Raw genomic sequence first — 20,038 nt, forward strand, 5'->3', positions numbered from 1 at the left:
ACGTGAGACCCGGCCGCTGCGGAGCGACAGAGTTCCGATGCTTCGAACACCTTTATGGAAATGAGAAGTCACATAATGAATTCACCCGTCGCTACCATCGCTGACGCACTGATTGCATTCATACTGAGTCTCCTGCGCGACCCGGACGCCGCAGAAAAATTCACCAACGACCCCCAAGGCGCCATGGCAGAAAACGGCGTACAGGGCGCGAGCTTGGCCGACGTGCGCGACGTCAAACCGGTCATCTTCGACAACCCTCAGGTTGAACCGAAACCGCCCACCCCCTCGGCGCCGGCTTCCGCGGCGGAGCCCGATGAGGTGGTGGTCGAGATCGTGAGAATCATGAACCAGTTCACGACCGTAGACGCGAACCACCTGACGACCGTCGACGCCCGATCGACTATCGTCGACCAGTCCGTGAACCAAAACATCTGGACGGAGGGTGGTGACGTCACCCAACTCTTCGATCAAGAAGCTGTCATCGCGGCCGGCGACGACGCCGTCGCAGCCGGAAACGACGCGAGCACGATCGATCAAGACCTCGACCTGACAGTCGGCGACGTCACCGTCGGCAACGACACCTATAACGACAGCTTCACCGACGCTGACATCGCCGTCAGCGCTCCTCAGCCAGACGCGCCAGACGCCCCAGAACAGACAGACTCGCCAGAACAGACGGACGCCGTGCAACAAGCACCAGGCGCGGAGCCCGAGGCGCAGCCTGCGCCGGAAGCAGCCGAGCCGCCTGTACTCGAAGCGCCGCAGACGCCGGCATCTCTGCCAGAGCCAGCCGACAATCTGGAGTCCGATTTGACGACCGTTTCCGGCGACAGCTACGACCCGGGCACCGCTACTCTTCCCGACGAACAGATCGCCATCGACGATCCTGTCGACGAGTAACGCGCTGCGCCCGTGACCGAGACCTCGAGCGGAACGCCCGCTGTACCCGAGCCTGCCGGTGACGCGCTCACGAGAAGCGTGTCACCCGCAGTGTCCCGTGCCCGAACCGTGAGGTCGGCGGGAACGGCTGATCCGGAACCGACCCACGAGGCTCCCGCGCGACCCTCGCTGGTCAGCGATAACGCCCCGCCCGTGCTGGTCAAGAAGATCGCCCCCTTCTCCGTGCGGCTGAGTCAGTTCTTCTGGGTCGCCAGCATCGCGGTCGGGGTCTTCACCCTCGTCTACTACTTCGTCATCCGCGAAGATCTGTTGCCGCTGGTTGCTGATCGAGCGCGGCAGGTCAGTGCGGGTCGTCCCGACTCGGTCTACGACTCCGCGAGCGACATCATCTTCTGGACCACCTTCGCGGTGCTCGCCGGCACGGTGTTCCTCCAGATCGTATTTCTCGTGTCGTTTATGAGTCGGCGCCCCCGAATCCGGTGGTGGCAGCTGGCGACACTCGCTCTGCTCGGCGCCGTCGTCGCACTAGCGCCGGAATGGATTGCGCTCGGCGAACCGGGCGCGCCAATTCAACCGCTCCTTGCGGCGCAGGTGACGGCGGGGCTCGTTGCGCTGCTCCTCAGCGTCTGGCCCGGGGCTCTCCGATGGTCCGCTCGGCAACACGACGTCCGCCGGGGATCGGAGAGCACGGGCGGCTCCGATTTCTGACGCAATACCGTCGAGGCTTCGGATGACGACCTGGCAGATCATCCGTACCTCGCGGTCCGCCATCGGAGAAGCGGCCAAGCGCCGCCAGTGGGATAGCGCCTCGAATGTTCGCTCCCCCACCTCGTGCGCCTCTGCCTCCCCTGCAAGGCCGAGCCTCTTCTGAGGTGTGACCCCACCCGCGCCCAAGAGCATCTGCGCGGCGGCGGCATCTGCCGGGGACAATGGCAGCGCGTCTGCCCGGGCACGAGCGAGCAGCTCCAGCTCGCGAAACGCGTGCGCACGGCACACAATCGCTTCGATACCGCCGTGGATGCTGCGAGCTTCGGGCCGCGGACGATTGCGCAGCAACCACTCCAGCTGCACGACGATGCCCCGCGCCTTGAGGGCGGCCGAACGTAGAACGAACTGATCCCGCACGAAGTCCTCGAGATCGAGCAGCCCGCTCTGCTGGACAAGCGCAGTCGAGAGTTCGGAGGAGCTCGTCGCTCCACCGCGGACGAGTGCCGTCGCCAGACGGATACCGTACATGCCGAACCGGTCCAGCAGGGACGTCCGTATCGCCGCACTCACCGGCGTCAGACCGGTGGGCCTCATGAACCGGTCGGCTGAGAGGAGGAGACGCTCCCGTGCGACGCGGTCGAGGCGGGCGAGTTCGCGGAGTGCGATGAATTCGCTTTCCCGCAGGGTGCGGGCGCCCTCGGCGACCAGCCCGGCAATGGGAATCACCCCCAGCACAAGTGAAGCGAGATCACCGTGGCGTTCGTAGCGTTGCGCCACCTTCCGCGCCGACAGGAGTGAGTCGATGCGACCCGACCCGATCTCATCGGCCCGCGATAGCACACCCACTGCCGAAACCGTCTGGGCTGCTCCGGGAGCGCTGTCTCGGAACGCTTCCAGAAATCGCACATCCGCCGCATGGAGGTGCCGCATGAGGTAGACGACGGCATCCGCTGCCGACGGCGACTCGTCAGGCGTGAGGTACCGAGCAGCGCGCGCTGACGTGCTCTCGGAGAGCGACGCGATGCCCGGCGTATCGACGAGGGTCAGGGAACGCAGCGACTCCAAGGGCCACGCAACGTCGATCCACTCGATCTCCTCGGCCGACATGCCGCCCAGGGCGAAGACCAACCGACCACCATCACGCCGGATCGGCATGCGCTGTGGTGCGCTGTCCCGGGGATGGATGGTGATTTCCGGCGTCGCCGAATAGCGGTACACGGTTACGACTCGTGTGCATTCCCCCGTGTCCGTCGGCGCGATCTGTTCACCCAGAAAGGCATTGAGCAATGTCGACTTGCCCGCCTTCACGATCCCCGCCACGGCGAGGCGCAACGGCTCACGAAGCCGGGCCTCAAGCTGGTCGAGGAATGTTTCCGCGATCGGATCATCGGCGTACGCCGTGCGCGCCTGACTGAGCAGTTTTTCGGCATCAGCCACGAATGTCACGACGCGCTCCGCACAGCAGGGGCTGAATCCACCATCGATTCGGATGCTGGTGCGGCTGTCAGCTCGGGGAGGGGCGGCACTGCCTCACGCAACTTCTCGAGCTGCGCGAGCTTGGCACGCAGCTCCGCAACCCGCTCATCCCGCCGGGACGTGTACGAGCCTGCCGCCTGCTTCGCCGCCAGCAACGCGTCCGACAGCGACCGGTGCAGTTCCTCTGCAATTCCGCCGAAGTGGTCGCGTGAGATCCGCTGCACCAACCGCAAACGATCCCTCAACTGCTTCCCTACCTGGAAGATGACCTCGTCGATGTATCGGCGCACGTGGGTCTTTGCCTCCTGCTGCCGCCGATGGAGGCGCGTCTGCATGTCCTCCCGGTACGCGCGGCGGCCCACGAAGACCCCGGCGAGCAGCGACAGCGGATTGATCAGCGCCAGCCCGATGAGTCCGGTCGCGAGCCCCACCATGAGCACCCCGCCGTACGAGCCACGGACCCCGATGAAGATCTTCTCCCCCGCACCCAGCCTCCCCGAATCCAGGTACGAAAGCTCCTCGACAGGGTCGAGCACCCCGTCGGTACTGCCCACGTGGATTGCGGGAATGCCGGTTTCCCCCTCGCTGAAAAGACCTGCGACCTCCTCCGACAGCCACCTCGATCGCTCATCCGTCCACACGAACGTCTCGGCCACGGCCGCGGCGACGCGCTGCTCCAACCAGTCGGTAATCTGATCCCAGATCGGACCCGGGTCACCCTCGTCGATTGCTCGTTCCGCCTCCCGTTGTACCTTGCGCAATCGATCTCGGAGATCGTGCTCCATGTCGGCGATGAGATCAGCGATCCCGTCGGTCAGGTGCACCTGCCAGCGAGCTGAGCGCCCCCGGAACTCATCTGCGCGGGCCTTCGCCTCCTCCAATTGCGCGATCATCCGGGGAGTATCCTCCGGGTTCTCCAGCGCGTTCAACTCGATGCGCAGCGACAACATCAGCTGCTCGACAACCGAGGTGAGATCGTGAACGGCGCTGCGTTCATGGATGACCTCGGCGCGACCCAACACCTCCCGCCGGAGGTGGGCGACAAGCGCTGGGAATCCTGACTCGTCATTGAGTTCGTGATCCTGCAGGTCGGCGGCCAGCAACCTGAGGTCGCTGGAAACGGAGAAGAGCGGTACCTCGCCCACGTCAATGAGGTGGTTCCGGTCGATGCGTTCGACCTCACGCCACTGCGGGTACAGATCAGTTTTCGCCAGTACCGCCGCAACGTTCGGCGACAGTCGCATGGCGTGCCGTAGGAACTGGACTTCGGGTTCCGTGTATTCCTGAGATGCATCCGACACCAGCAAGACGGCGTGCGCGGAGGACAGAGCAGCAAGCGTAGCCAGTGAGTTGGTCGATTCGAGGCCACCGACACCGGGCGAATCCACGAGGTTCAAACCGCCACGCAGGATTTCCCGCGGGAGAAACACTTCCGCAGAGAGCACCTGCCGCTGGTTGTTCGGATTTCCGCGCTCCGACACATACGTCGAAACCTCGTCCAGCGGGATAGGACGCCGCGTGAAGCGAGGCGTGGATGTGGTCGAGTCGGGTGCCTCCACGGTTATCCACGCCGACGGCGTGTCGGCGTATCCGACCATCGTGGGCACGCTCGTGGCGACATCGTCATCGACGGGACACGCCGGCGCGTTGATCAGGGCATTGATGAGCTTGCTCTTGCCCTGCTTGAACTGCCCGACAACGATCACCCGCACACCCGGGTCGCGCAGGCGGACCGACGTCTCCTCCAGGCGCCGCGCAAGATCTGTGCGGCCGCTCACCTTCACGATCGCGTTGACGTCGTGCAGTGTCTTCACGAGTGAAACCGCGTCCCGCGAACGCTGCGTCGCCGACGCGGCTTCCCACAGCGGCGGCTGCCCGGCCAGAGCCATGTATGTCTCATCCGTACCTGCAGCTTCGTTCACGTGAACTCCCGTCAGAGAAAAAGGTCGAGGCCGAGCGGTGCGGCCTCGAGACCCGGTTCGTTTGTCTCGTTGCCCCAGAGCACCGCGGTGTCAAGGTCCCATTCGGATGCATCGACGTTCGTGAGTTCGTCGGTGAACAGATTCACGTCGGACACGTCGGAGGCTCGGTCTGCGGGTGGGTCCGTCAGCCACCCTGGCCCGTCGCTTGTCATGACCTTCACCCCCGTTGATTCTGTTCGACCCTATGTGTGTGCCCGGCCGCCCAGAATGGACGGCCGGGCACACGCGGATCCGACCTAGAAGTCGAGATCGTTACCGCTGAGAGGGCTGGCCACCTGCACGTCTTCGATGTCGACGTCCAAGCTGTGGTCGTCGATGGACCAGTTGTCGGAGAGGTCGTTCATCGAGTTGTCTTGGAACGAATCCGTCACCGTAAGGGTGTCGGAGAGATCGTTCGTGGAGTTGTCTTGGAACGAATCGGTCACACTCAGGTTCTCGGAGTAGTCGTTCATCGAGTGGTCGTCGATTGACCAGTTCTGGGAGTAGTCGTTGTTGAACGAGTCAGCGTACGACGTGTTCCCTACCGCGACATCTCCGACGTTGACGTTCGTGTTGACGGTGCTGAACGAGGCGTCGTTGCCCGCAGCGACCGCGCCGTCACCTGAGGCAGTCACGCTGCTCTGGTTGAAATGCTGGCTGACGTTTCCGCCGAGCACGCTTGCGCCGTCTGCCGTGCCACCTGCCGCAATGGCCGCTCCGCTGCCGCCCGCCGCAGTAGCGATGTTCTGGTTGACCGACTGGTCGTTCAGAGTCGATCTGGCGTCGATAGTCACATCGCCGCCACCCGCACCACCTGCACCACCACCGGAGAGGTTGAGGTTGCCGAAACCGGCGCTGTACTGCCGGATGCCCACGTCGATCGAGTTGTCGTTCAGCGTCGTGTTTCCGGAGTCCGCAACCGAGTTGTCCTGGAACGAGTCGTTGATCGAGTCCTTGTAGTTGGAGTTGTCGGAGTTATCCGAGTTGTCGGAGTTGTCTGAGTTGTCGGAATTGTCCGAGTTGTCGGAGTTGTCGGAGTTGTCCGAATTGTCTGAGTTGTCGGAATTGTCCGAATTGTCCGAATTGTCCGAGTTGTCTGAGTTGTCGGAGTTATCCGAGTTGTCGGAATTGTCGGAATTGTCGGAGTTGTCGGTGTTATTCGACAGGAAATCGTTGTCCGAGTTGTCGCTGTTGTCTGAGTTGTCTGAGTTGTCCGAATTGTCGCTGTAATCGCTGTTGTCGGTGTTGGTTTGAACCCCCAAAAAGTTGAGGTTGTCTTCTGCAGCCATGATGTGTCCCCTGCTCGTTGATGAGAGTGCCGAAAGTGGCGTTGCAACGAGTCTGAAACTTCGCCAGAGTCACGACATCGGGGCATGGCCCGAGACATCCCGATTTTGAGGCGGGGATAAGCAGGAAACCCACCCGAGGACAGTAGGGGGTCGATCTCAGCCTGACCCGCGTAGTGAGCGCAGTGTGGATGCTGGTCGTCATCGTCGCAGCGGACGGATCTGCCGCGCCGAATTGTTCAGGGAATCGTCGCGACTGCCTCGATCTCGACGAGGGCGCCCGCCCGGGCCGGTGAAATCGCGAGCACGGTGACCGCCGTACGGGCGGTCCACACCGCACGGCTGGCGGCGTAGGCCGGATCCGGGTCCACGCCCGGGTCGAGGTAGATGGTGAGCTTGGCGGTGTGCGCGGCATCGGTGCCGGCCGCGGCGAGTACGGCCAGCACGTTGCGCAGCGCCTGCTCGGTCTGCGCCTCGAGTCCGTCGAGCAGAGTGCCGCTGGCATCGAGGCCGTTCTGGCCGCTCACGTACAGGGTGGGCGCCGCCGGCAGGATCATGCCCTGCGCGAAGGCCGGGTTGTCCGGCAGGTCGGGAGGGTCGACCGGCGTAGGGGTGGTGGTCATCGTGGGTTCCTTTCGCTCACAGCGCCAGACGGAATCCGACGTGGCTCATTCCGGTGTCGACGGCCTGGCCGCGGCGGGCGGCGGGGCGGTAGCGCTGGCAGTAGCTGTCGGCGCACAGGAACGAGCCGCCCTTCACCACCCTGCGCGGCACGTCGAAGGGGCTGCCGGGTTCGACGCTCGAGACCTCCGGCACGCAGCATCCGGCCGCCTCCTCGTGCGGTGCGTACCAGTCCGACGTCCACTCCCAGACGTTGCCTGCCATGTCGTAGAGGCCGAAGTCGTTGGGCGGGAACGACCCGACCGGCGTCGTCCATCCGTAGCCCGGGCGGGCCCGCCACGGGAACTCGCCGTGCCAGAAGTTGGCGAGGTGGGCTCCGGCCGGTTCGGGGTCGTCGCCCCAGGTGAAGGATGCCGCGTGCCTGCCGCCGCGCGCCGCGAGCTCCCACTCCGCCTCCGTCGGCAACCGCCCGCCCGCCCACTCCGCGTAGGCGGCGGCGTCTTCGTGGGCGACGTGCACGACGGGGTGGTCGGCGCGGTCGGCGATCGTGGACCCGGGACCGAACGGGCGGCGCCAGTTCGCGCCGGGAACCCACGCCCACCACTGGCTGAGGTGACGCAGATCGACCGGTCCCGGCGTGCCGGTGAACACCATCGATCCGGGCTGCAGGTTCTCGGGCGGGGCGCCGGGGTAGCTCTCCGGGTCGAGCGGCCGCTCGGCGACGGTGCGGTAGCCCGTCGCCCGGGCGAATGCCGCGAACTCGCGGTTGGTGACCTGGGTGCGGCTCATCCGGAAGCTCTCTACGTGCGCCCGATGCGCGGGTGCCTCCTCGGGGTAGTGGCGGTCGGAACCCATGGTGAATTCCGCGCCGTCGATCGCCACCAGCTCGGCAGCGGGCGCGATGACCCCCACTAGTCGCCGCCGGTGAGGAAGGACTGCAGCTTCTCGACCACCTGGGAGATGTTGAAGCTCGCTGCCTTCTGGCGGGGTGGGAACTCGTGGAAGGTGGCGAGGAACTCCGACATGAGGATCTGCGACGCGAAGACGAGGTAGGCGTTGTCGAGAAGCCAGTCGTAGTAGGTGTTCGAGGTGACGTCGGCGTGTTCGAACGGGTCGGTGCGCAGGTTGTACAGCTTCGGTACGCGCAGTTCGACGAAGGGCTCGGCCCAGATGGCGAGGGTCCCCCTCGTGCGCTGCTCCATAAAGACGACCTTCCAGTTGTCGAAGCGCAGGGCGAGCACATCGCCGTCGTCGGAGAAATACACCATGCCCTTCCGCGGACTCGTCGCCTCCTCCCCCGTCAGGTACGGCAGCAGGTTGTAGCCGTCGATGTGCGCCTTGAACTCCGTGTCGCCGACCATCGTCGACGCCTTGAGCCGCTCGACGACGTCGGGGTCTCCGGCCGCGGCGAGGAGGGTGGGCAGCCAGTCGTGGTGCTGGACGATCTCGTTGGACACCACCCCGGCCTCGATGTGCCCCGGCCAGCGGATCATCTCCGGCACCCGGAACGCGCCCTCCCAGTTGGTGTTCTTCTCACTGCGGAAGGGGGTCGTGCCGCCGTCGGGCCAGGTGTTCGAGTGCGGACCGTTGTCGGTGGAGTAGATGACTATGGTGTCCTCGGCGATACCGAGCTCGTCGAGCTGGGCCAGCAGCTCGCCGACCAGCAGGTCGTGGTCGATCATCGTGTCGTGGTACTCCGACTGCCAGCGGCCCGACTGGCCGACGTGTTCTGGCTTCGGGTGCGTGCGGAAGTGCATGTGGGTCGTGTTCATCCACACGAAGAACGGGGTCTGCGACTCGTTCGCGCGCGCGATGAAGTCTTTCGCCGCGCCGGCGAATTCGTCGTCGACGGTCTCCATGCGCTTCTTGGTGAGAGCCCCGGTGTCCTCGATGCGTTGCTTTCCCCTGCGGCCGAACCTGCCGTCTTCGGTGTCATCGTCGTCGTCTGTCGCCCAGGAGTGGATGACCCCGCGCGGGCGGGCGCGCTCGTTGAAGACGGGGAAGTCTTCGGGTGCGGGCCAGTTGGGCAGTTCCGGTTCTTCCTCGGCGTTCAAGTGGTACAGGTTGCCGTAGAACTCGTCGAAACCGTGCACCGTCGGCAGGAACTCGTTCTTGTCGCCGAGGTGGTTCTTGCCGAACTGTCCTGTCGTGTAGCCGAGCGGCTTGAGCAACTGGGCGATCGTAGGATCCTCTGCCTGAAGCCCGATCGGTGAGCCGGGGATGCCGACCTTGCTGAGCCCGGTGCGGAACACACTCTGCCCGGTGATGAACGACGCCCGGCCCGCGGTGCAGCTCTGCTCGCCGTAGGAGTCGGTGAACCGCATGCCTTCTTCGGCGATGCGGTCGATGTTCGGGGTGCGATAGCCCATCAGGCCGTCGCTGTAGGCACTCAGATTGGTGATGCCTATGTCGTCACCCCAGATGACGAGGATGTTCGGCTTTCCGTCCGGCATGGTTCCTCCTTGGTCGGGTCAGCATCAGATGCCGAGCAGTTTGGCTTTCGCCGCGGTGAACTCCGCGTCGTCGAGGAGTCCCGCTTGCCGCAACTCGCCGAGCTTGCCGAGCTGCGCGATGGTGTCGACGCCCGTGGAGACGGGCGCGGCGGGCGGTGGTGGTGCCGGCGGTGCGGCTGCGGGCGGTGCGGCCGCCGCAGCCGCCGCCTGCGCGCGCTCTTGCTGGTTGCGTTGGATGCCACCCGAGACCGCGGTCGCCGTGCCCGCGATCACCGCGGTGCGTGCCATGGTTCCCAGCAGCCCTGGCCGGCCGGCTCTGCGACGGATCATCGTTGTCTCCCTAGGTGTAGGTCGGGCTAGTTGTCGAGTTCGGCCACCGCGGCGAGAACGTCGTCGACCACCCGTCCGGGTATGCGGACGCTGTCGAGCAACACCCCGCCCGAGCCGACGATCGCGTCGCGCAGCGGAAGCTGCCAGGTGTGTTCGAAGACGAGCACGGCGGCGGAACTGTTCGGCTCGAGCCCGGCCGCGATCTCCAGCACATCCTCCGCCGAGATCAGCTCGTCGAAACGGTCGACGAGCTCGCTGAGCGCCGCTGCCTCCTCGCCGACCCCGAGTTCGTCGAACTCGGTGTAGCCGATGTCGCCGTTCGGGTCGACGCCGACGAAGAGCCCGTCGATGATCGTGATGGTGCCGTCTTCGACGAGCTTCGCCAGCTCCGGCAGGATCTGTCCGTTGAACCGGTTGCCGGGGAACGCGAGGGTGAGGATCTCGATCTGGGCCAGTGGCATGGAAACCTCCAAGGTGTCGACTGCTTCACTCTCGGGTGCCGCAACGCCCGGTGACAGACCCGAAACGGGCGAACCCCGCGTGAGCCGGTCAGGAAGGGAACACCGTGGCCCAGTCATCCCTGATGCTCACGACGGTGAAACCCTTCTCGGCCGCGGCCGCGAGGGCCGCCTCGGCGCCCTTGTCGTACGGTGCATCTCCACGTCCCGTGTCGTCGTCGTGGTGCACGAGCAGCCGCAGCCCGCTCGTGTAGTCCAGCATCTGCACGTCGCCGTTCGAATTTCCGCAGGCCAGAATCGGCCGCCGTCCGATGCGACTCCAGATGCGCACCGGTTTCTCCGGACCGTCGTCGAGGAAGGCGAGTTCGGCGCCGTAACGCACGGTCGCGTCATCCGTATATTTCAGTCCGAGGGCGGAACCGATCACCCGCTCCGGCGGGATTCCGTAGTACTCGGTCGTCATCGGGCGCATGAAGTCGCGCTCGCCGCCGGAGACGATATAACACGTGAAGCCGTTGGACTCGAGGTAGCGCAGCAGTTCGATCATCGGCTGGTAGACGGCGCCGCTGTAAGGCTTCTTGAGGGTGAGATGCTGGGCCTTGGCGTAGAAGTCGGCGACGGATGCCTCGTAGTCTTCGACGCTCATGCCGTCGGTGGTGCGGACGATCGCCCGCACTATCGCGCCGAGGTCGGAGTCGTCGCCGGCGTAGTGCCTGTCGATGGCGGCGCCGAGCCAGGAGTAGTCGCCCGAGACGGCGGCGGCGTACGGCTGCTCGTCGGCCAGAGTGGGGTCGGCGCTCGCCGCGGCCGCCCACTGCTGCAGCAGGTAGTGCAACTGTGTCGGCATCGGCTTCTCGGCCCAGAGGGTGCCGTCGTTGTCGAACACGGCCACCCGTTGCTCGGGTGGCACACCGCGCCCGTCCAGGTCGGACACGAACGTCTCGATTGCCTGTCTGGCCGACCCGTGATTCCACGAAGGGAGAACATTCATGTCCCCACGGTGCGGTGCGGAGCGCCCCACCGCACCATCCCGATCGGGTGGGTTAGGCCGCCTGCTCCTTGGCGGTCGACGACGCGGTCACCAGGATCGGCAGGTGGTCGGATGCACCGATCGGAAGCGTCTCGACGTTGTCAATGACCATTCCGACGCTCGTGACGAAGTCGAAGTGACCCGTGAAGATCTTGTAGCGCGTGTAGGTGCGGCGGTCGCTCAGCGAGAGATCGTAGCCGGTCTTGCCGATGCGCTTGCCGAGTCCCTTCTGGAACAGCGGGTAGTTGTAGTCGCCCACCATCACGTGGGGCAGGTCGCCCATGGCCTTGAGCGCCTCGTGCGCCGCCTTGATCTGGTTGCGGCGCAGCGAGTTGAGGGCGGTGAGCGGCGAGGCGTGGAACGACGCGGCGATGAACTCGTGGCCGGTCTCGTTGTCGAGGAACCGGGTGCCGATCAGTCGCTCGTGCGTCGGCGAAGCGATGATGTCGTGCAGCGACTTCTTGAGCTCGAAGGTCTTGGTCTCGAGCGGGGTGAAACGCTCGGTGCGGTAGTAGATCGCGAGTCCGAGGCGGTTGAGCTTCGTGGCGTCCGCGAGCTTCATCGGGCCGACCTCTGCGGGAAGCAGCTTGGTGTCGCACTCCTGGAGGCACAGCAGGTCGAGATCGTAGGTGTCGATCAGCCCGGCCAGTTCGGCGCTCGCCATGTTTTTACGAAGGTTGTAGCTTGCGATTTTAATGGTGACTACCTGCTCTGCCGGGTTCGATCTGCACGATTGACTCGCAAAGTCTACGACGGACGTCTGTACGCCCGGCTGAACGCGAGGTAAAGCGGCGTGGCGTCCCGCGACGGTTCGCGCTACCGTTTCGGCATGGCTCAGCAGGTACGGCGACGGGTGATCGTCAGCGGTGTCGTTCAGGGGGTCGGCTTCCGGTGGAGCGCCCGATCGGTCGCCGAGTCGCTGAGCGTCACCGGCTTCGCGCGCAACAGGTCGGATGACACGGTGGAGGTCGAGGCGGAAGGTGACCCGGAGGCCGTCGACGGGTTCCTCGACTGGTTGCGCCACGGACCGCCGAGCGCCTCGGTATCAGGGGTCACCGTAACCGAACTGCCGACCGCCGGGTCGACGGGGTTCGAGGTGGGGTAGCTACCCGCCGCGGGTTACTCGACGAACCGGATGCCGGCGAGCAGCCGGGTGCGCACGTCGAAGACCTCGTTGCCGCCGCTGAGGGCGGAACCCGGCAGACCCTCGCGCAGCAGCGCGGGCAGGTAGGAGAGACGCACGACCGCGGCCGACGCGCCCTTGACCTTTCCCAGTTCGATGACCGGCTCGGCGAGGTCGTCGTCGGGGACCACGATCACCAGGCCGGTGAACTTGAGACGCAGGCTGCGCTGCAGCGCCTTCGCGCGGTGCCCCAGCTCGTTCATCGGGCGGTCGCCGTCCACGGCCTCGCCGATGAGTTCGCCGCCCTTGACCCGCACGGCACCGCCGAAGTCTTCGGAGAGCACGGCGAAGAGTCCGGTGGCTCCGAGGACCACGTGGTCGATCTTCTCGTCGGGGTAGCCCGTGGCGACGTCGTGCCACACCGTGTACCCGATGCCGAGACTCGAGATGGTGCGGGCGGTCGCCTCCTCCGCGAGGGCGTCGGCGAGCAGGTGGCGGATCTCGCGCGGGGCGCTGCGCACGAGCGCGGGGTCGTACGGGTCGGGCAGCGGTGCGCCGAGGCCGACCCACTCGCGCATCAGACCGAGGAAGCGCTCGCGGCGCCAGCCGCCGGGGTGACCGTAGGCGCGGGCCGGAGGCCGGGTGTCTTGGGCCGGCGCGCGTCCGCTCGGGGCCGCCCAGCTCTCGTGCGGCTCGCTGAGGTTGGCGCGGGAACTCGGCCGCCCGCGGTCGTAGGCGGCGCGGTCCTCGGGGGTGCCGATGCGCTCCCAGGCCAGCTGCACGGCCACAAAACGGGCGGAGCTCCCGCCGGTGTCGGGGTGGGTCTCCCGCGCGAGCTTGCGGTAGGCGCGACGCAGTTCGTCGTGGCTGGCCGAGGAACTCACGCCGAGCACCTCGTAGGGCGTCGCTGAGATCGGGCTGTCGGGCATCGGCTCGCTTTCGTGGAAACTGACTGTTCTAGAGACGATACCGAACGGATGCTGCGGGTCGGCTAGGCGTGTCCTCCACGGCTCCTGCGGGCGGCCGGGTTTTGCGAGTGCGCCGTCGGCGTCGGCGGCACCTGTCAGGCTGTACCGATGACCGACACCGCAGCTCCGCTCACGAACACGCGCGAATCCGCCCTCACCGTGCTGCGCACACTCGTCGGCCGCGACGACGCCGACTTCCACGACGGCCAGTTCGAGGCGATCGCCGCGCTGGTCGACGACCGTCGCCGCGCGCTCGTCGTTCAGCGCACGGGCTGGGGCAAGTCGGCGGTCTACTTCGTCGCTACCCTGCTGCTGCGCCAACGCGGTTCGGGCCCGACCATCCTCGTGTCTCCCCTGCTCGCTCTCATGCGCGACCAGGTCGCGGCGGCGGCCCGCGCCGGGGTGCGCGCGGTGTCGATCAACTCGTCGAACGCCCACGAGTGGGCCGAGGTGCTGCAAAAGCTCCGCGACGACGAGGTCGACGTTCTGCTCGTCTCGCCCGAGCGCCTCAACAACCCGTCGTTCCGCGACGAGCAGCTGCCCGCGCTCGTGTCGCGCGCCGGCCTGCTCGTGGTCGACGAGGCGCACTGCATTTCCGACTGGGGGCACGACTTCCGGCCCGACTACCGTCGCCTGCGCGACCTCATCGCCGAGCTGCCCGACGGCATCCCTGTGCTCGCCACCACCGCCACCGCCAACAGCCGTGTGGTCGCCGACGTCGCCGAGCAGCTCTCGGGGCACACGTCTGACGTCCTCACCATCCGAGGCCCGCTGGCCCGCGCATCGCTGCGCCTCGGCGTGCTGCGGCTGCCCACCGCCCAGGCGAGACTCGCCTGGCTGCTCAGCCACCTCGCCGAACTGCCCGGCAGCGGCATCATCTACGCCCTCACGGTCTCGGCGGCCGAAGACACCGCCCGCCTGCTGCGCGACGCCGGACACGAGGTGCACGCCTACACCGGCCGCACCGACACGGCCGAGCGCGAGCAGCTCGAGGGCCGGCTCAAGGCCAACGATCTCAAGGCGCTCGTCGCGACCAGCGCGCTCGGTATGGGCTTCGACAAGCCCGACCTCGGGTTCGTGCTGCACCTCGGCGCCCCCTCCTCCCCCGTCGCCTACTACCAGCAGGTCGGCCGCGCCGGCCGCGCCACCGACAACGCCGACGTGCTGCTGCTGCCCGGCAGCGAAGACGAGGCGATCTGGAACTACTTCGCCACCTCGTCGATGCCGAACAAGCACAAGGCGCTCGCGGTGATCGCCGAACTCGACTCCACGCCGCTGTCGACCCCCGCCCTCGAGGCGCGCGTCGACCTCAAGCGCACCCCGCTCGAACTGCTGCTCAAGGTGCTCGACGTCGACGGCGCCGTGCGCAAGGTGCAGGGCGGCTGGGTGTCGACCGGCGAACCGTGGGTCTACGACGCCGAGCGCTACGAGCGCATCGCCGCCGCACGCGAGGCCGAACAGCAGTCGATGCTCGACTACGAGACCCTCCCCGCGGGCACCGAGGGCTGCCGCATGGAGTTCCTGCAGCGCGCTCTCGACGACGCGACCGCCGTTCCGTGCGGGCGCTGCGACAACTGCGCCGGGGTCTGGTACCCGACCGGCATCCAGACGGATGCTACGGCTGCCGCCGCCCAATCGCTCGAACGTGTCGGCGTCGCCGTCGAACCACGCGCCCAATGGCCGAACGGTATGGCGAACCTCGGCGTTCCGGTGAAGGGCAACATCGCCGTGGGCGAACGCCTCGAGTCGGGTCGCGCGCTCGCCCGGCTCACCGACCTCGGCTGGGGCGGCGCCCTGCGCGACGCCTTCGCCCCCGGGGCGGTCGACGCGCCCGCCTCGCCCGCCATGATCGCCGCCTGCGTTCGCGTGCTCGCCGGCTGGGGCTGGGACGAACGCCCGGTCGCTATCGTCTCCGTGCCGAGCCGCCGGCATCCGCTGCTCGTCGACTCGGTCGCGCGTGGCCTGAGCGCCGCCGGCCGCCTGCCTTACCTGGGTGAACTCTCCGCCCAGAACGGCGGACCAAGCGGCGAGGCCGGCGGCAACAGCGCCTACCGGCTCGCGGGCGTCTGGGACCGGTTCGGCACGGCCTCACTCGACGTGCCCGTGGGCCAGCCTGTGCTGCTGGTCGACGATCTGGTCGACAGCCGCTGGACGATCACCGTCGCTGGACGTGCCCTGCGGCAGGCGGGTGCCTCGGCGGTGCTGCCGTTCGCCCTCGCCCTTCGTGGCTGACACCGCGTGGCTGACACTGCGTGGCTGACACCGCGCGGCTGACGCTCAGGCCAACTAGGCGTATCGTCGCAACCATGACGATCTCCGACACCCCGATTTCTGACATTCCGCTGACGACGATCCGCGGCGAGCAGACCTCGCTCGGCGAGTTCGACGACACGGTGTTGCTCATCGTGAACGTCGCCTCCCGCTGCGGTCTCGCGCCCCAGTACGAGAAGCTCGAGGAGCTGCAGAAGACCTATGGCGACCGCGGATTCTCGGTGCTCGGTTTTCCGAGCAACCAGTTCCTGCAGGAGCTCGGCACCGAAGAGAAGATCGCCGAGTACTGCTCGGCGACCTGGGGCGTGACCTTCCCGATGTTCGAGAAGATCCGGGTGAACGGCAAACAGCAGCACCCGCTCTACGCCGAACTCACGAAGACCCCCGACGCCGACGGCAAGGCGGGCAAGGTCAGCTGGAACTTCGAGAAGTTCCTGATCACCCCCACCGGCGAGGTCCACAGGTTCCGCCCCCGCACCGAGCCGGACGCCCCCGAAATCGTCGGACTCATCGAGTCCTCGCTGCCGGGAGCATCCTCATGACGACGTCGCTTCCCGCCCAGGCGTCCGGCACCTTCGCGATCGGCGGTGACCTGACGGTCAACCGTCTCGGTTACGGCACCATGCAGCTCACCGGCCCCGGAGTGTGGGGCGAGCCGCGCGATCCCGCCGGTGCCGCCGCCGTGCTGCGCCGCGCCGTCGAACTCGGCGTCACGTTCATCGACACGGCAGATTCGTACGGACCGTACGTGGCGGAGCCGCTGATTCACCGCGCAATCGCCCCCTACTCCGACGACCTCGTCATCGCGACCAAGGCCGGTTTCACCCGGCAGGGCCCCGGCCAGTGGACGCCCGTGGGGCGTCCCGAGTACCTGCGCCAGCAGACCGAGATGAGCCTCCGCATCCTCGGCGTCGAACGCATCGACCTGCAGCAGTTGCACCGCATCGACGCGACCGTGCCGCTGGAAGACCAGGTCGGCGAGCTCAAGGCGCTGCAGGACGAGGGCAAGATCCGCCACATCGGACTGAGTGAGGTAACCGTCGACGAGGTCGAGGCGGCGTCGAAGATCGCCACGATCGTCTCGGTGCAGAACCTCTTCAACCTCGCCCGCCGCGACGCCGAACCGCTGCTCGACTATGCCACCGCGAACGGCCTCGCGTTCATCCCGTGGTTCCCCCTCGCCACGGGCAAGCTCCTCGGTGACGGGGGTCCGCTCTCGGCGCTCGCGGCGAAGCACGACGCGAGCCCGTCGCAACTGGCACTGGCCTGGCTGCTGAAGCGCTCGCCCGTGATGCTGCCGATCCCTGGCACGTCGTCGGTCGAGCACCTCGAAGACAACCTGCGGGCCGCCGAACTCGAGCTCACCGACGAGGAGTTCGAAGAGCTCGGCGCGGCGGTCTGACTCGACGCTCTTCCTGTGCCGGCGGTCTAGGCGGCGCTACGTGTAGTCGTCGTCATCGAGTAGCCGCACGCCGTTGCGGTGGCTCAGAAGCACCGCCCGCAGGGTGACGCCGGCCACGCGGCATCCGTCGCTCAGCATCCGGGCCCACGCGCGGTCGGCGTCGGTCAGTCGCTCGGTCGCGTACCGTTCGATGACCACGATGACGTCGGCGCAATCGACCGCGGCCGTTGCGCCACGCAGCAGCTCGCTCCAGTTGTCGAGGTCGTCGTCTGGCGGCGCGACCGGGATGTCGGAGACGGGCAGAACCAGCGGCGACTGCACGTGGTCGCAGTCGAGGAAGAGCAGCCAGATCTGCCGGTTCTGCGCCCGACCGATGAGGGACCCGACCCGGCGCTCGATGAGGGTGTCGGTCGTGAGGGGTTCGAGGTCGGCTTCTTGGCGTTCGATCATGTGTCGAGGGTGCCGCCGGCGGCACGCTCCCGCCCAGACCCGGCGCGATCTGTGGACAAACGGCGGGCGCGGGCCGTTGTGGAGAACAGGCGCCGGGTATTGACTGGAGAGACGATCCGTCCGGACGAATGCAGGAGGAAACCATGAGCAGCATGTATCCCGTCGGGCTTCCCTCGAGCGGCGACCCCTTCAGTGACATGCCGATCGTCGACGAGCAGCTCATCACCGACCGCGACGAACTGGTCGACGACGATTTCGCGGGCGACGACGAGTTCGTCGACGATGCCGACAAACTCGACGACTCGCACATCGATGTCGCGCGGGGCGACGGTCCCGTGCTCGACGACTGACCGCGCCCGATAACCGACGGGGTCTGCAACCGACCGGGTCAGCGCACCCTGAACCAGCGCCCGCGGGCGCGCTCGGTGACCGTGAACGCCGGCACCTCTACCGAGTTACGCGTGGTCGCGACGACGTGCTCGGCGATCTGGGTCGCCAGCTCCGAATCATCCGACTCGAACCGGATCACGATGCGCGCGCTCCCCGCGACGATCGTCACATCGGCGGCCTCCACCATCGTGAGCTCGCCGGCGGCGGCCTTCGCGGCGGGCAGCACGTCCGCGGGTGAGACCCCCGGGCGGAGCGCGCCCATCGTCATGGTCACTCGGTAGTCGGGCACGCCCTCACGTTACCGGGTGCTCACCTTGTCGAACTTGCGCACGGCGAGGGGCACGAAAATGACGAGCATCACGGCGATGCCGATGAGCACGGTGAGTTCGGGGTTCTGCAGGGTCCACACCTCGGGCTCCGGCGTGCCGGGCGGGGTATTGCCGAAAAGGTTGCGTGCGGCCTGCACGAGCGCCGACACCGGGTTGATCTCGGCGACGAACTGCAGGGGCGCCGGCAGGGTGTCGCTCGGCACGAACGCGTTCGAGATGAACGTGAGCGGGAACAGGATCAGGAACGAGACGTTGTTGATCACCTCGGGGCTGCGCACGCTCATGCCCACGTATGCCAGCACCCAGGAGAGCGCGTAGGCGAAGAGCAGCAGCAGCGCCACTGCCGCGAAGGCCTCGAAGAAGCTCGAGCGGATGCGCCAGCCGACGACGAATCCGGTGATCATCATCACCGTCATCGAGATCGCATTGATGAGCAGGTCGCCGTTCGTGCGCCCGATCAACACGGCCGACGGGCTCATCGGCAGGGTGCGGAAGCGGTCGATGATGCCGTCTTTGAGGTCTTGCGCCATCGCCGACCCCGAATAGGTCGAGCCGAACACCACGGTCTGCGCGAAGATGCCGGCCATGATGAACTCGGTGTAGGTGCTGCCGGGGATGTCGATGACGCCCGCGTAGACGTAGGTGAACAGCAGCACGAACATGATCGGCTGCAGCGTGGTGAAGACGAGGATGTCGGGCACCCGCTTGATCTTGATCAGGTTGCGACGGGTGGTGATCCACCCGTCGGAAAACCAGTTCGCGATCGACGGCGCCCCGTCGGGTTCGCGGCGGGTGGTGGTTGTCGCTGCCGTCGCGGTCATGAGACCTTCTCCTTCGCCTGGCGGTGCTCCTTCGCATCGTCCTGGTCTTCGGATGCCACGTGGCCGGTGAGCCTGAGGAAGACCTCGTCGAGGGTGGGTCGCCGCATACCCGCGTCGTAGAGCCGCACGTCGAGCCCGGCCAGTTCGGCGAGGATGCGTTGCAGTGCCGCGGGACCGTCGTCGGCACTCACCGTGAGCGCCCGCCCGTCGTCGGACACCGTGGGGTCGGCGCTGCCGAACCGCCGCAGCACCTCGAGGGCGCGCTGGCTGTCGAGGTCGGAGACAAGGTTCACCTCCACCCGCTGGCCGCCGCTCGACGCCTTGAGCTCGTCCGACGTACCGCGCGCGATCACCTTGCCGAAGTCGATCACCGAGATGCTGTCGGCGAGTTGGTCGGCCTCCTCGAGATACTGCGTGGTCAGCAGCACGGTGGTGCCCTCGCCGACGAGGGAGCCGATGATGTCCCACATGCCGAGTCGGCTCCGCGGGTCGAGCCCGGTGGTCGGCTCGTCGAGGAAGAGCACCTCGGGCCGGGTGACGAGGGCCCCCGCGAGGTCGATGCGCCGGCGCATGCCGCCGGAGAACCCCTTGACCGGCCGGTTCTGCGCCTCGGTGAGGTCGAACAGGTCGATCAGCTCTTTCGCCCGGACGCGGGACTGCTTCGCGCCCAGGTGGTAGAGCCGACCGACCATGTCGAGGTTCTCGAAGCCGGTGAGGTTCTCGTCGACCGCCGCGTACTGGCCGGAGACACCGATGCTCGGCCGGATGCGTTCCGGGTGCTTCAGCACGTCGACTCCCCCGATCGTCGCGCTGCCCGAGTCGGGCCGGATGAGCGTGGTGAGCACCTTGACCGCGGTGGTCTTTCCCGCACCGTTCGGTCCGAGCAGCGCCGTGACGGTGCCCCGCGGAACGCCGAGGTCGAGGCCGTCCAGTGCGTGCACCGGGCTGGCGTTCTTGGGCGAGTACGTCTTGGTCAGACCGGTCGCTTCGATGAAATTCACGCGCTGTCCCTTCGTCTCTCCCCGGGTTGTGGACACTGTACACAATGCCCGGAGGTCGCA

General features: G+C 66.8%; 22 protein-coding genes. 6 read left to right on the top strand and 16 right to left on the bottom strand.

The features are described 5' to 3' along the window. The first annotated feature begins 75 nt into the window (after positions 1-75). On the top strand, positions 76-900 hold the full coding sequence (locus IEV96_RS16620; protein WP_229733019.1) for an IniB N-terminal domain-containing protein: 825 nt from the start codon (positions 76-78) through the stop codon (positions 898-900). Positions 901-1,425: 525 nt separating this feature from the next. Here the strand turns inward: IEV96_RS16620 and IEV96_RS03425 are convergent. The 11 genes from IEV96_RS03425 to IEV96_RS03475 form a co-directional block, all read right to left on the bottom strand. Next, positions 1,426-3,045, bottom strand: coding sequence for a dynamin family protein (locus tag IEV96_RS03425; protein WP_229733021.1), 1,620 nt, complete (start codon positions 3,043-3,045; stop codon positions 1,426-1,428). Between the two features lie 5 nt (positions 3,046-3,050). Continuing rightward, positions 3,051-5,006 carry a dynamin family protein gene (locus IEV96_RS03430; RefSeq protein WP_229733023.1) on the bottom strand — a complete coding sequence of 652 codons (1,956 nt, stop codon included), beginning with the start codon at positions 5,004-5,006 and terminating at the stop codon, positions 3,051-3,053. 11 nt (positions 5,007-5,017) lie between these two features. Further along, on the bottom strand, positions 5,018-5,161 hold the full coding sequence (locus IEV96_RS03435) for a hypothetical protein (protein WP_188509292.1): 144 nt from the start codon (positions 5,159-5,161) through the stop codon (positions 5,018-5,020). A gap of 141 nt (positions 5,162-5,302) precedes the next feature. After that, a complete protein-coding gene (locus tag IEV96_RS03440) occupies positions 5,303-6,334 on the bottom strand; it encodes a hypothetical protein (RefSeq protein WP_188509293.1) in 1,032 nt (343 codons plus the stop codon). A gap of 236 nt (positions 6,335-6,570) precedes the next feature. After that, positions 6,571-6,954, bottom strand: a complete 384-nt coding sequence (locus IEV96_RS03445) for a RidA family protein (protein WP_188509294.1) — start codon at positions 6,952-6,954, stop codon at positions 6,571-6,573. Between the two features lie 16 nt (positions 6,955-6,970). Continuing rightward, entirely contained in the window at positions 6,971-7,864 is an 894-nt protein-coding gene (locus IEV96_RS03450) for a formylglycine-generating enzyme family protein (protein WP_268235575.1), read from the bottom strand. Further along, positions 7,864-9,405, bottom strand: a complete 1,542-nt coding sequence (locus IEV96_RS03455; protein WP_188509295.1) for an arylsulfatase — start codon at positions 9,403-9,405, stop codon at positions 7,864-7,866. The genes IEV96_RS03450 and IEV96_RS03455 overlap by 1 nt, the downstream gene beginning before the upstream one ends. Positions 9,406-9,429: 24 nt before the next feature. After that, positions 9,430-9,735 (bottom strand): SHOCT domain-containing protein, encoded by a 306-nt coding sequence (locus IEV96_RS03460; protein ID WP_188509296.1) that lies wholly within the window; start codon positions 9,733-9,735, stop codon positions 9,430-9,432. A 26-nt stretch (positions 9,736-9,761) separates the two neighbouring features. Then, positions 9,762-10,196: a DUF6325 family protein gene (locus IEV96_RS03465; protein ID WP_188509297.1), complete on the bottom strand. Its 435-nt coding sequence runs from the start codon at positions 10,194-10,196 to the stop codon at positions 9,762-9,764. A gap of 88 nt (positions 10,197-10,284) precedes the next feature. Then, a complete protein-coding gene (locus IEV96_RS03470) occupies positions 10,285-11,184 on the bottom strand; it encodes an HAD family hydrolase (RefSeq protein ID WP_188509298.1) in 900 nt (299 codons plus the stop codon). Between the two features lie 52 nt (positions 11,185-11,236). Continuing rightward, positions 11,237-11,920, bottom strand: coding sequence for an endonuclease/exonuclease/phosphatase family protein (locus IEV96_RS03475; RefSeq protein ID WP_188511110.1), 684 nt, complete (start codon positions 11,918-11,920; stop codon positions 11,237-11,239). Between the two features lie 132 nt (positions 11,921-12,052). On the opposite strand from IEV96_RS03475, the gene IEV96_RS03480 reads away from it, so the two are divergent. Further along, on the top strand, positions 12,053-12,328 hold the full coding sequence (locus tag IEV96_RS03480) for an acylphosphatase (RefSeq protein WP_188511111.1): 276 nt from the start codon (positions 12,053-12,055) through the stop codon (positions 12,326-12,328). A 14-nt stretch (positions 12,329-12,342) separates the two neighbouring features. On the opposite strand, the gene IEV96_RS03485 is transcribed toward IEV96_RS03480, so the two are convergent. After that, the gene (locus IEV96_RS03485) at positions 12,343-13,275 is read right to left on the bottom strand and encodes a J domain-containing protein (RefSeq protein ID WP_188509299.1); all 933 of its coding nucleotides are present in this window, start codon (positions 13,273-13,275) and stop codon (positions 12,343-12,345) included. A gap of 147 nt (positions 13,276-13,422) precedes the next feature. Between IEV96_RS03485 and IEV96_RS03490 the strand changes: the two genes are divergently transcribed. From IEV96_RS03490 to IEV96_RS03500, 3 genes are all read left to right on the top strand, one after another. Continuing rightward, a complete protein-coding gene (locus IEV96_RS03490) occupies positions 13,423-15,546 on the top strand; it encodes a RecQ family ATP-dependent DNA helicase (protein ID WP_188509300.1) in 2,124 nt (707 codons plus the stop codon). 74 nt (positions 15,547-15,620) lie between these two features. After that, entirely contained in the window at positions 15,621-16,127 is a 507-nt protein-coding gene (locus tag IEV96_RS03495) for a glutathione peroxidase (RefSeq protein ID WP_188509301.1), read from the top strand. Then, positions 16,124-16,987 (top strand): aldo/keto reductase, encoded by an 864-nt coding sequence (locus tag IEV96_RS03500; RefSeq protein ID WP_188509302.1) that lies wholly within the window; start codon positions 16,124-16,126, stop codon positions 16,985-16,987. The genes IEV96_RS03495 and IEV96_RS03500 overlap by 4 nt, the downstream gene beginning before the upstream one ends. Before the next feature lie 36 nt (positions 16,988-17,023). Here IEV96_RS03500 and IEV96_RS03505 read toward each other — a convergent pair whose 3' ends face one another. Beyond that, a complete protein-coding gene (locus IEV96_RS03505; protein WP_188509303.1) occupies positions 17,024-17,437 on the bottom strand; it encodes a hypothetical protein in 414 nt (137 codons plus the stop codon). A gap of 143 nt (positions 17,438-17,580) precedes the next feature. Here IEV96_RS03505 and IEV96_RS03510 point away from each other — a divergent pair, with 143 nt between their 5' ends. Next, positions 17,581-17,787: a hypothetical protein gene (locus IEV96_RS03510; protein WP_188509304.1), complete on the top strand. Its 207-nt coding sequence runs from the start codon at positions 17,581-17,583 to the stop codon at positions 17,785-17,787. Between the two features lie 38 nt (positions 17,788-17,825). Here the strand turns inward: IEV96_RS03510 and IEV96_RS03515 are convergent, their stop codons facing one another. Genes IEV96_RS03515 through IEV96_RS03525 form a run of 3 tightly spaced genes read right to left on the bottom strand, consistent with a single transcriptional unit; the run spans position 17,826 to position 19,978 of the window. After that, entirely contained in the window at positions 17,826-18,116 is a 291-nt protein-coding gene (locus tag IEV96_RS03515; RefSeq protein WP_188509305.1) for a hypothetical protein, read from the bottom strand. 9 nt (positions 18,117-18,125) lie between these two features. Beyond that, a complete protein-coding gene (locus IEV96_RS03520; RefSeq protein WP_188509306.1) occupies positions 18,126-18,977 on the bottom strand; it encodes an ABC transporter permease in 852 nt (283 codons plus the stop codon). Further along, positions 18,974-19,978, bottom strand: a complete 1,005-nt coding sequence (locus IEV96_RS03525; protein WP_188509307.1) for an ATP-binding cassette domain-containing protein — start codon at positions 19,976-19,978, stop codon at positions 18,974-18,976. Before IEV96_RS03525 ends, IEV96_RS03520 begins: the two co-directional genes overlap by 4 nt. Between the last annotated feature and the right edge of the window lie 60 nt (positions 19,979-20,038).

Origin of the sequence: Conyzicola nivalis, from assembly GCF_014639655.1 — a bacterium.
In the GTDB taxonomy this organism is placed as follows: Bacteria; Actinomycetota; Actinomycetes; order Actinomycetales; family Microbacteriaceae; genus Conyzicola; species Conyzicola nivalis.

Bases quoted from the DNA above. Each gene is read 5' to 3' on its own strand.
- IEV96_RS03460 (WP_188509296.1), bottom strand. From the start codon at position 9,735: ATGATCCGTCGCAGAGCCGGCCGGCCAGGGCTGCTGGGAACCATGGCA.
- IEV96_RS03500 (WP_188509302.1), top strand. From the start codon at position 16,124: ATGACGACGTCGCTTCCCGCCCAGGCGTCCGGCACCTTCGCGATCGGC.
- IEV96_RS03440 (WP_188509293.1), bottom strand. From the start codon at position 6,334: ATGGCTGCAGAAGACAACCTCAACTTTTTGGGGGTTCAAACCAACACC.
- IEV96_RS03470 (WP_188509298.1), bottom strand. From the start codon at position 11,184: ATGAATGTTCTCCCTTCGTGGAATCACGGGTCGGCCAGACAGGCAATC.
- IEV96_RS03465 (WP_188509297.1), bottom strand. From the start codon at position 10,196: ATGCCACTGGCCCAGATCGAGATCCTCACCCTCGCGTTCCCCGGCAAC.
- IEV96_RS03445 (WP_188509294.1), bottom strand. From the start codon at position 6,954: ATGACCACCACCCCTACGCCGGTCGACCCTCCCGACCTGCCGGACAAC.
- IEV96_RS03485 (WP_188509299.1), bottom strand. From the start codon at position 13,275: ATGCCCGACAGCCCGATCTCAGCGACGCCCTACGAGGTGCTCGGCGTG.
- IEV96_RS03495 (WP_188509301.1), top strand. From the start codon at position 15,621: ATGACGATCTCCGACACCCCGATTTCTGACATTCCGCTGACGACGATC.
- IEV96_RS03520 (WP_188509306.1), bottom strand. From the start codon at position 18,977: ATGACCGCGACGGCAGCGACAACCACCACCCGCCGCGAACCCGACGGG.
- IEV96_RS16620 (WP_229733019.1), top strand. From the start codon at position 76: ATGAATTCACCCGTCGCTACCATCGCTGACGCACTGATTGCATTCATA.
- IEV96_RS03505 (WP_188509303.1), bottom strand. From the start codon at position 17,437: ATGATCGAACGCCAAGAAGCCGACCTCGAACCCCTCACGACCGACACC.
- IEV96_RS03510 (WP_188509304.1), top strand. From the start codon at position 17,581: ATGAGCAGCATGTATCCCGTCGGGCTTCCCTCGAGCGGCGACCCCTTC.
- IEV96_RS03480 (WP_188511111.1), top strand. From the start codon at position 12,053: ATGGCTCAGCAGGTACGGCGACGGGTGATCGTCAGCGGTGTCGTTCAG.
- IEV96_RS03490 (WP_188509300.1), top strand. From the start codon at position 13,423: ATGACCGACACCGCAGCTCCGCTCACGAACACGCGCGAATCCGCCCTC.
- IEV96_RS03455 (WP_188509295.1), bottom strand. From the start codon at position 9,405: ATGCCGGACGGAAAGCCGAACATCCTCGTCATCTGGGGTGACGACATA.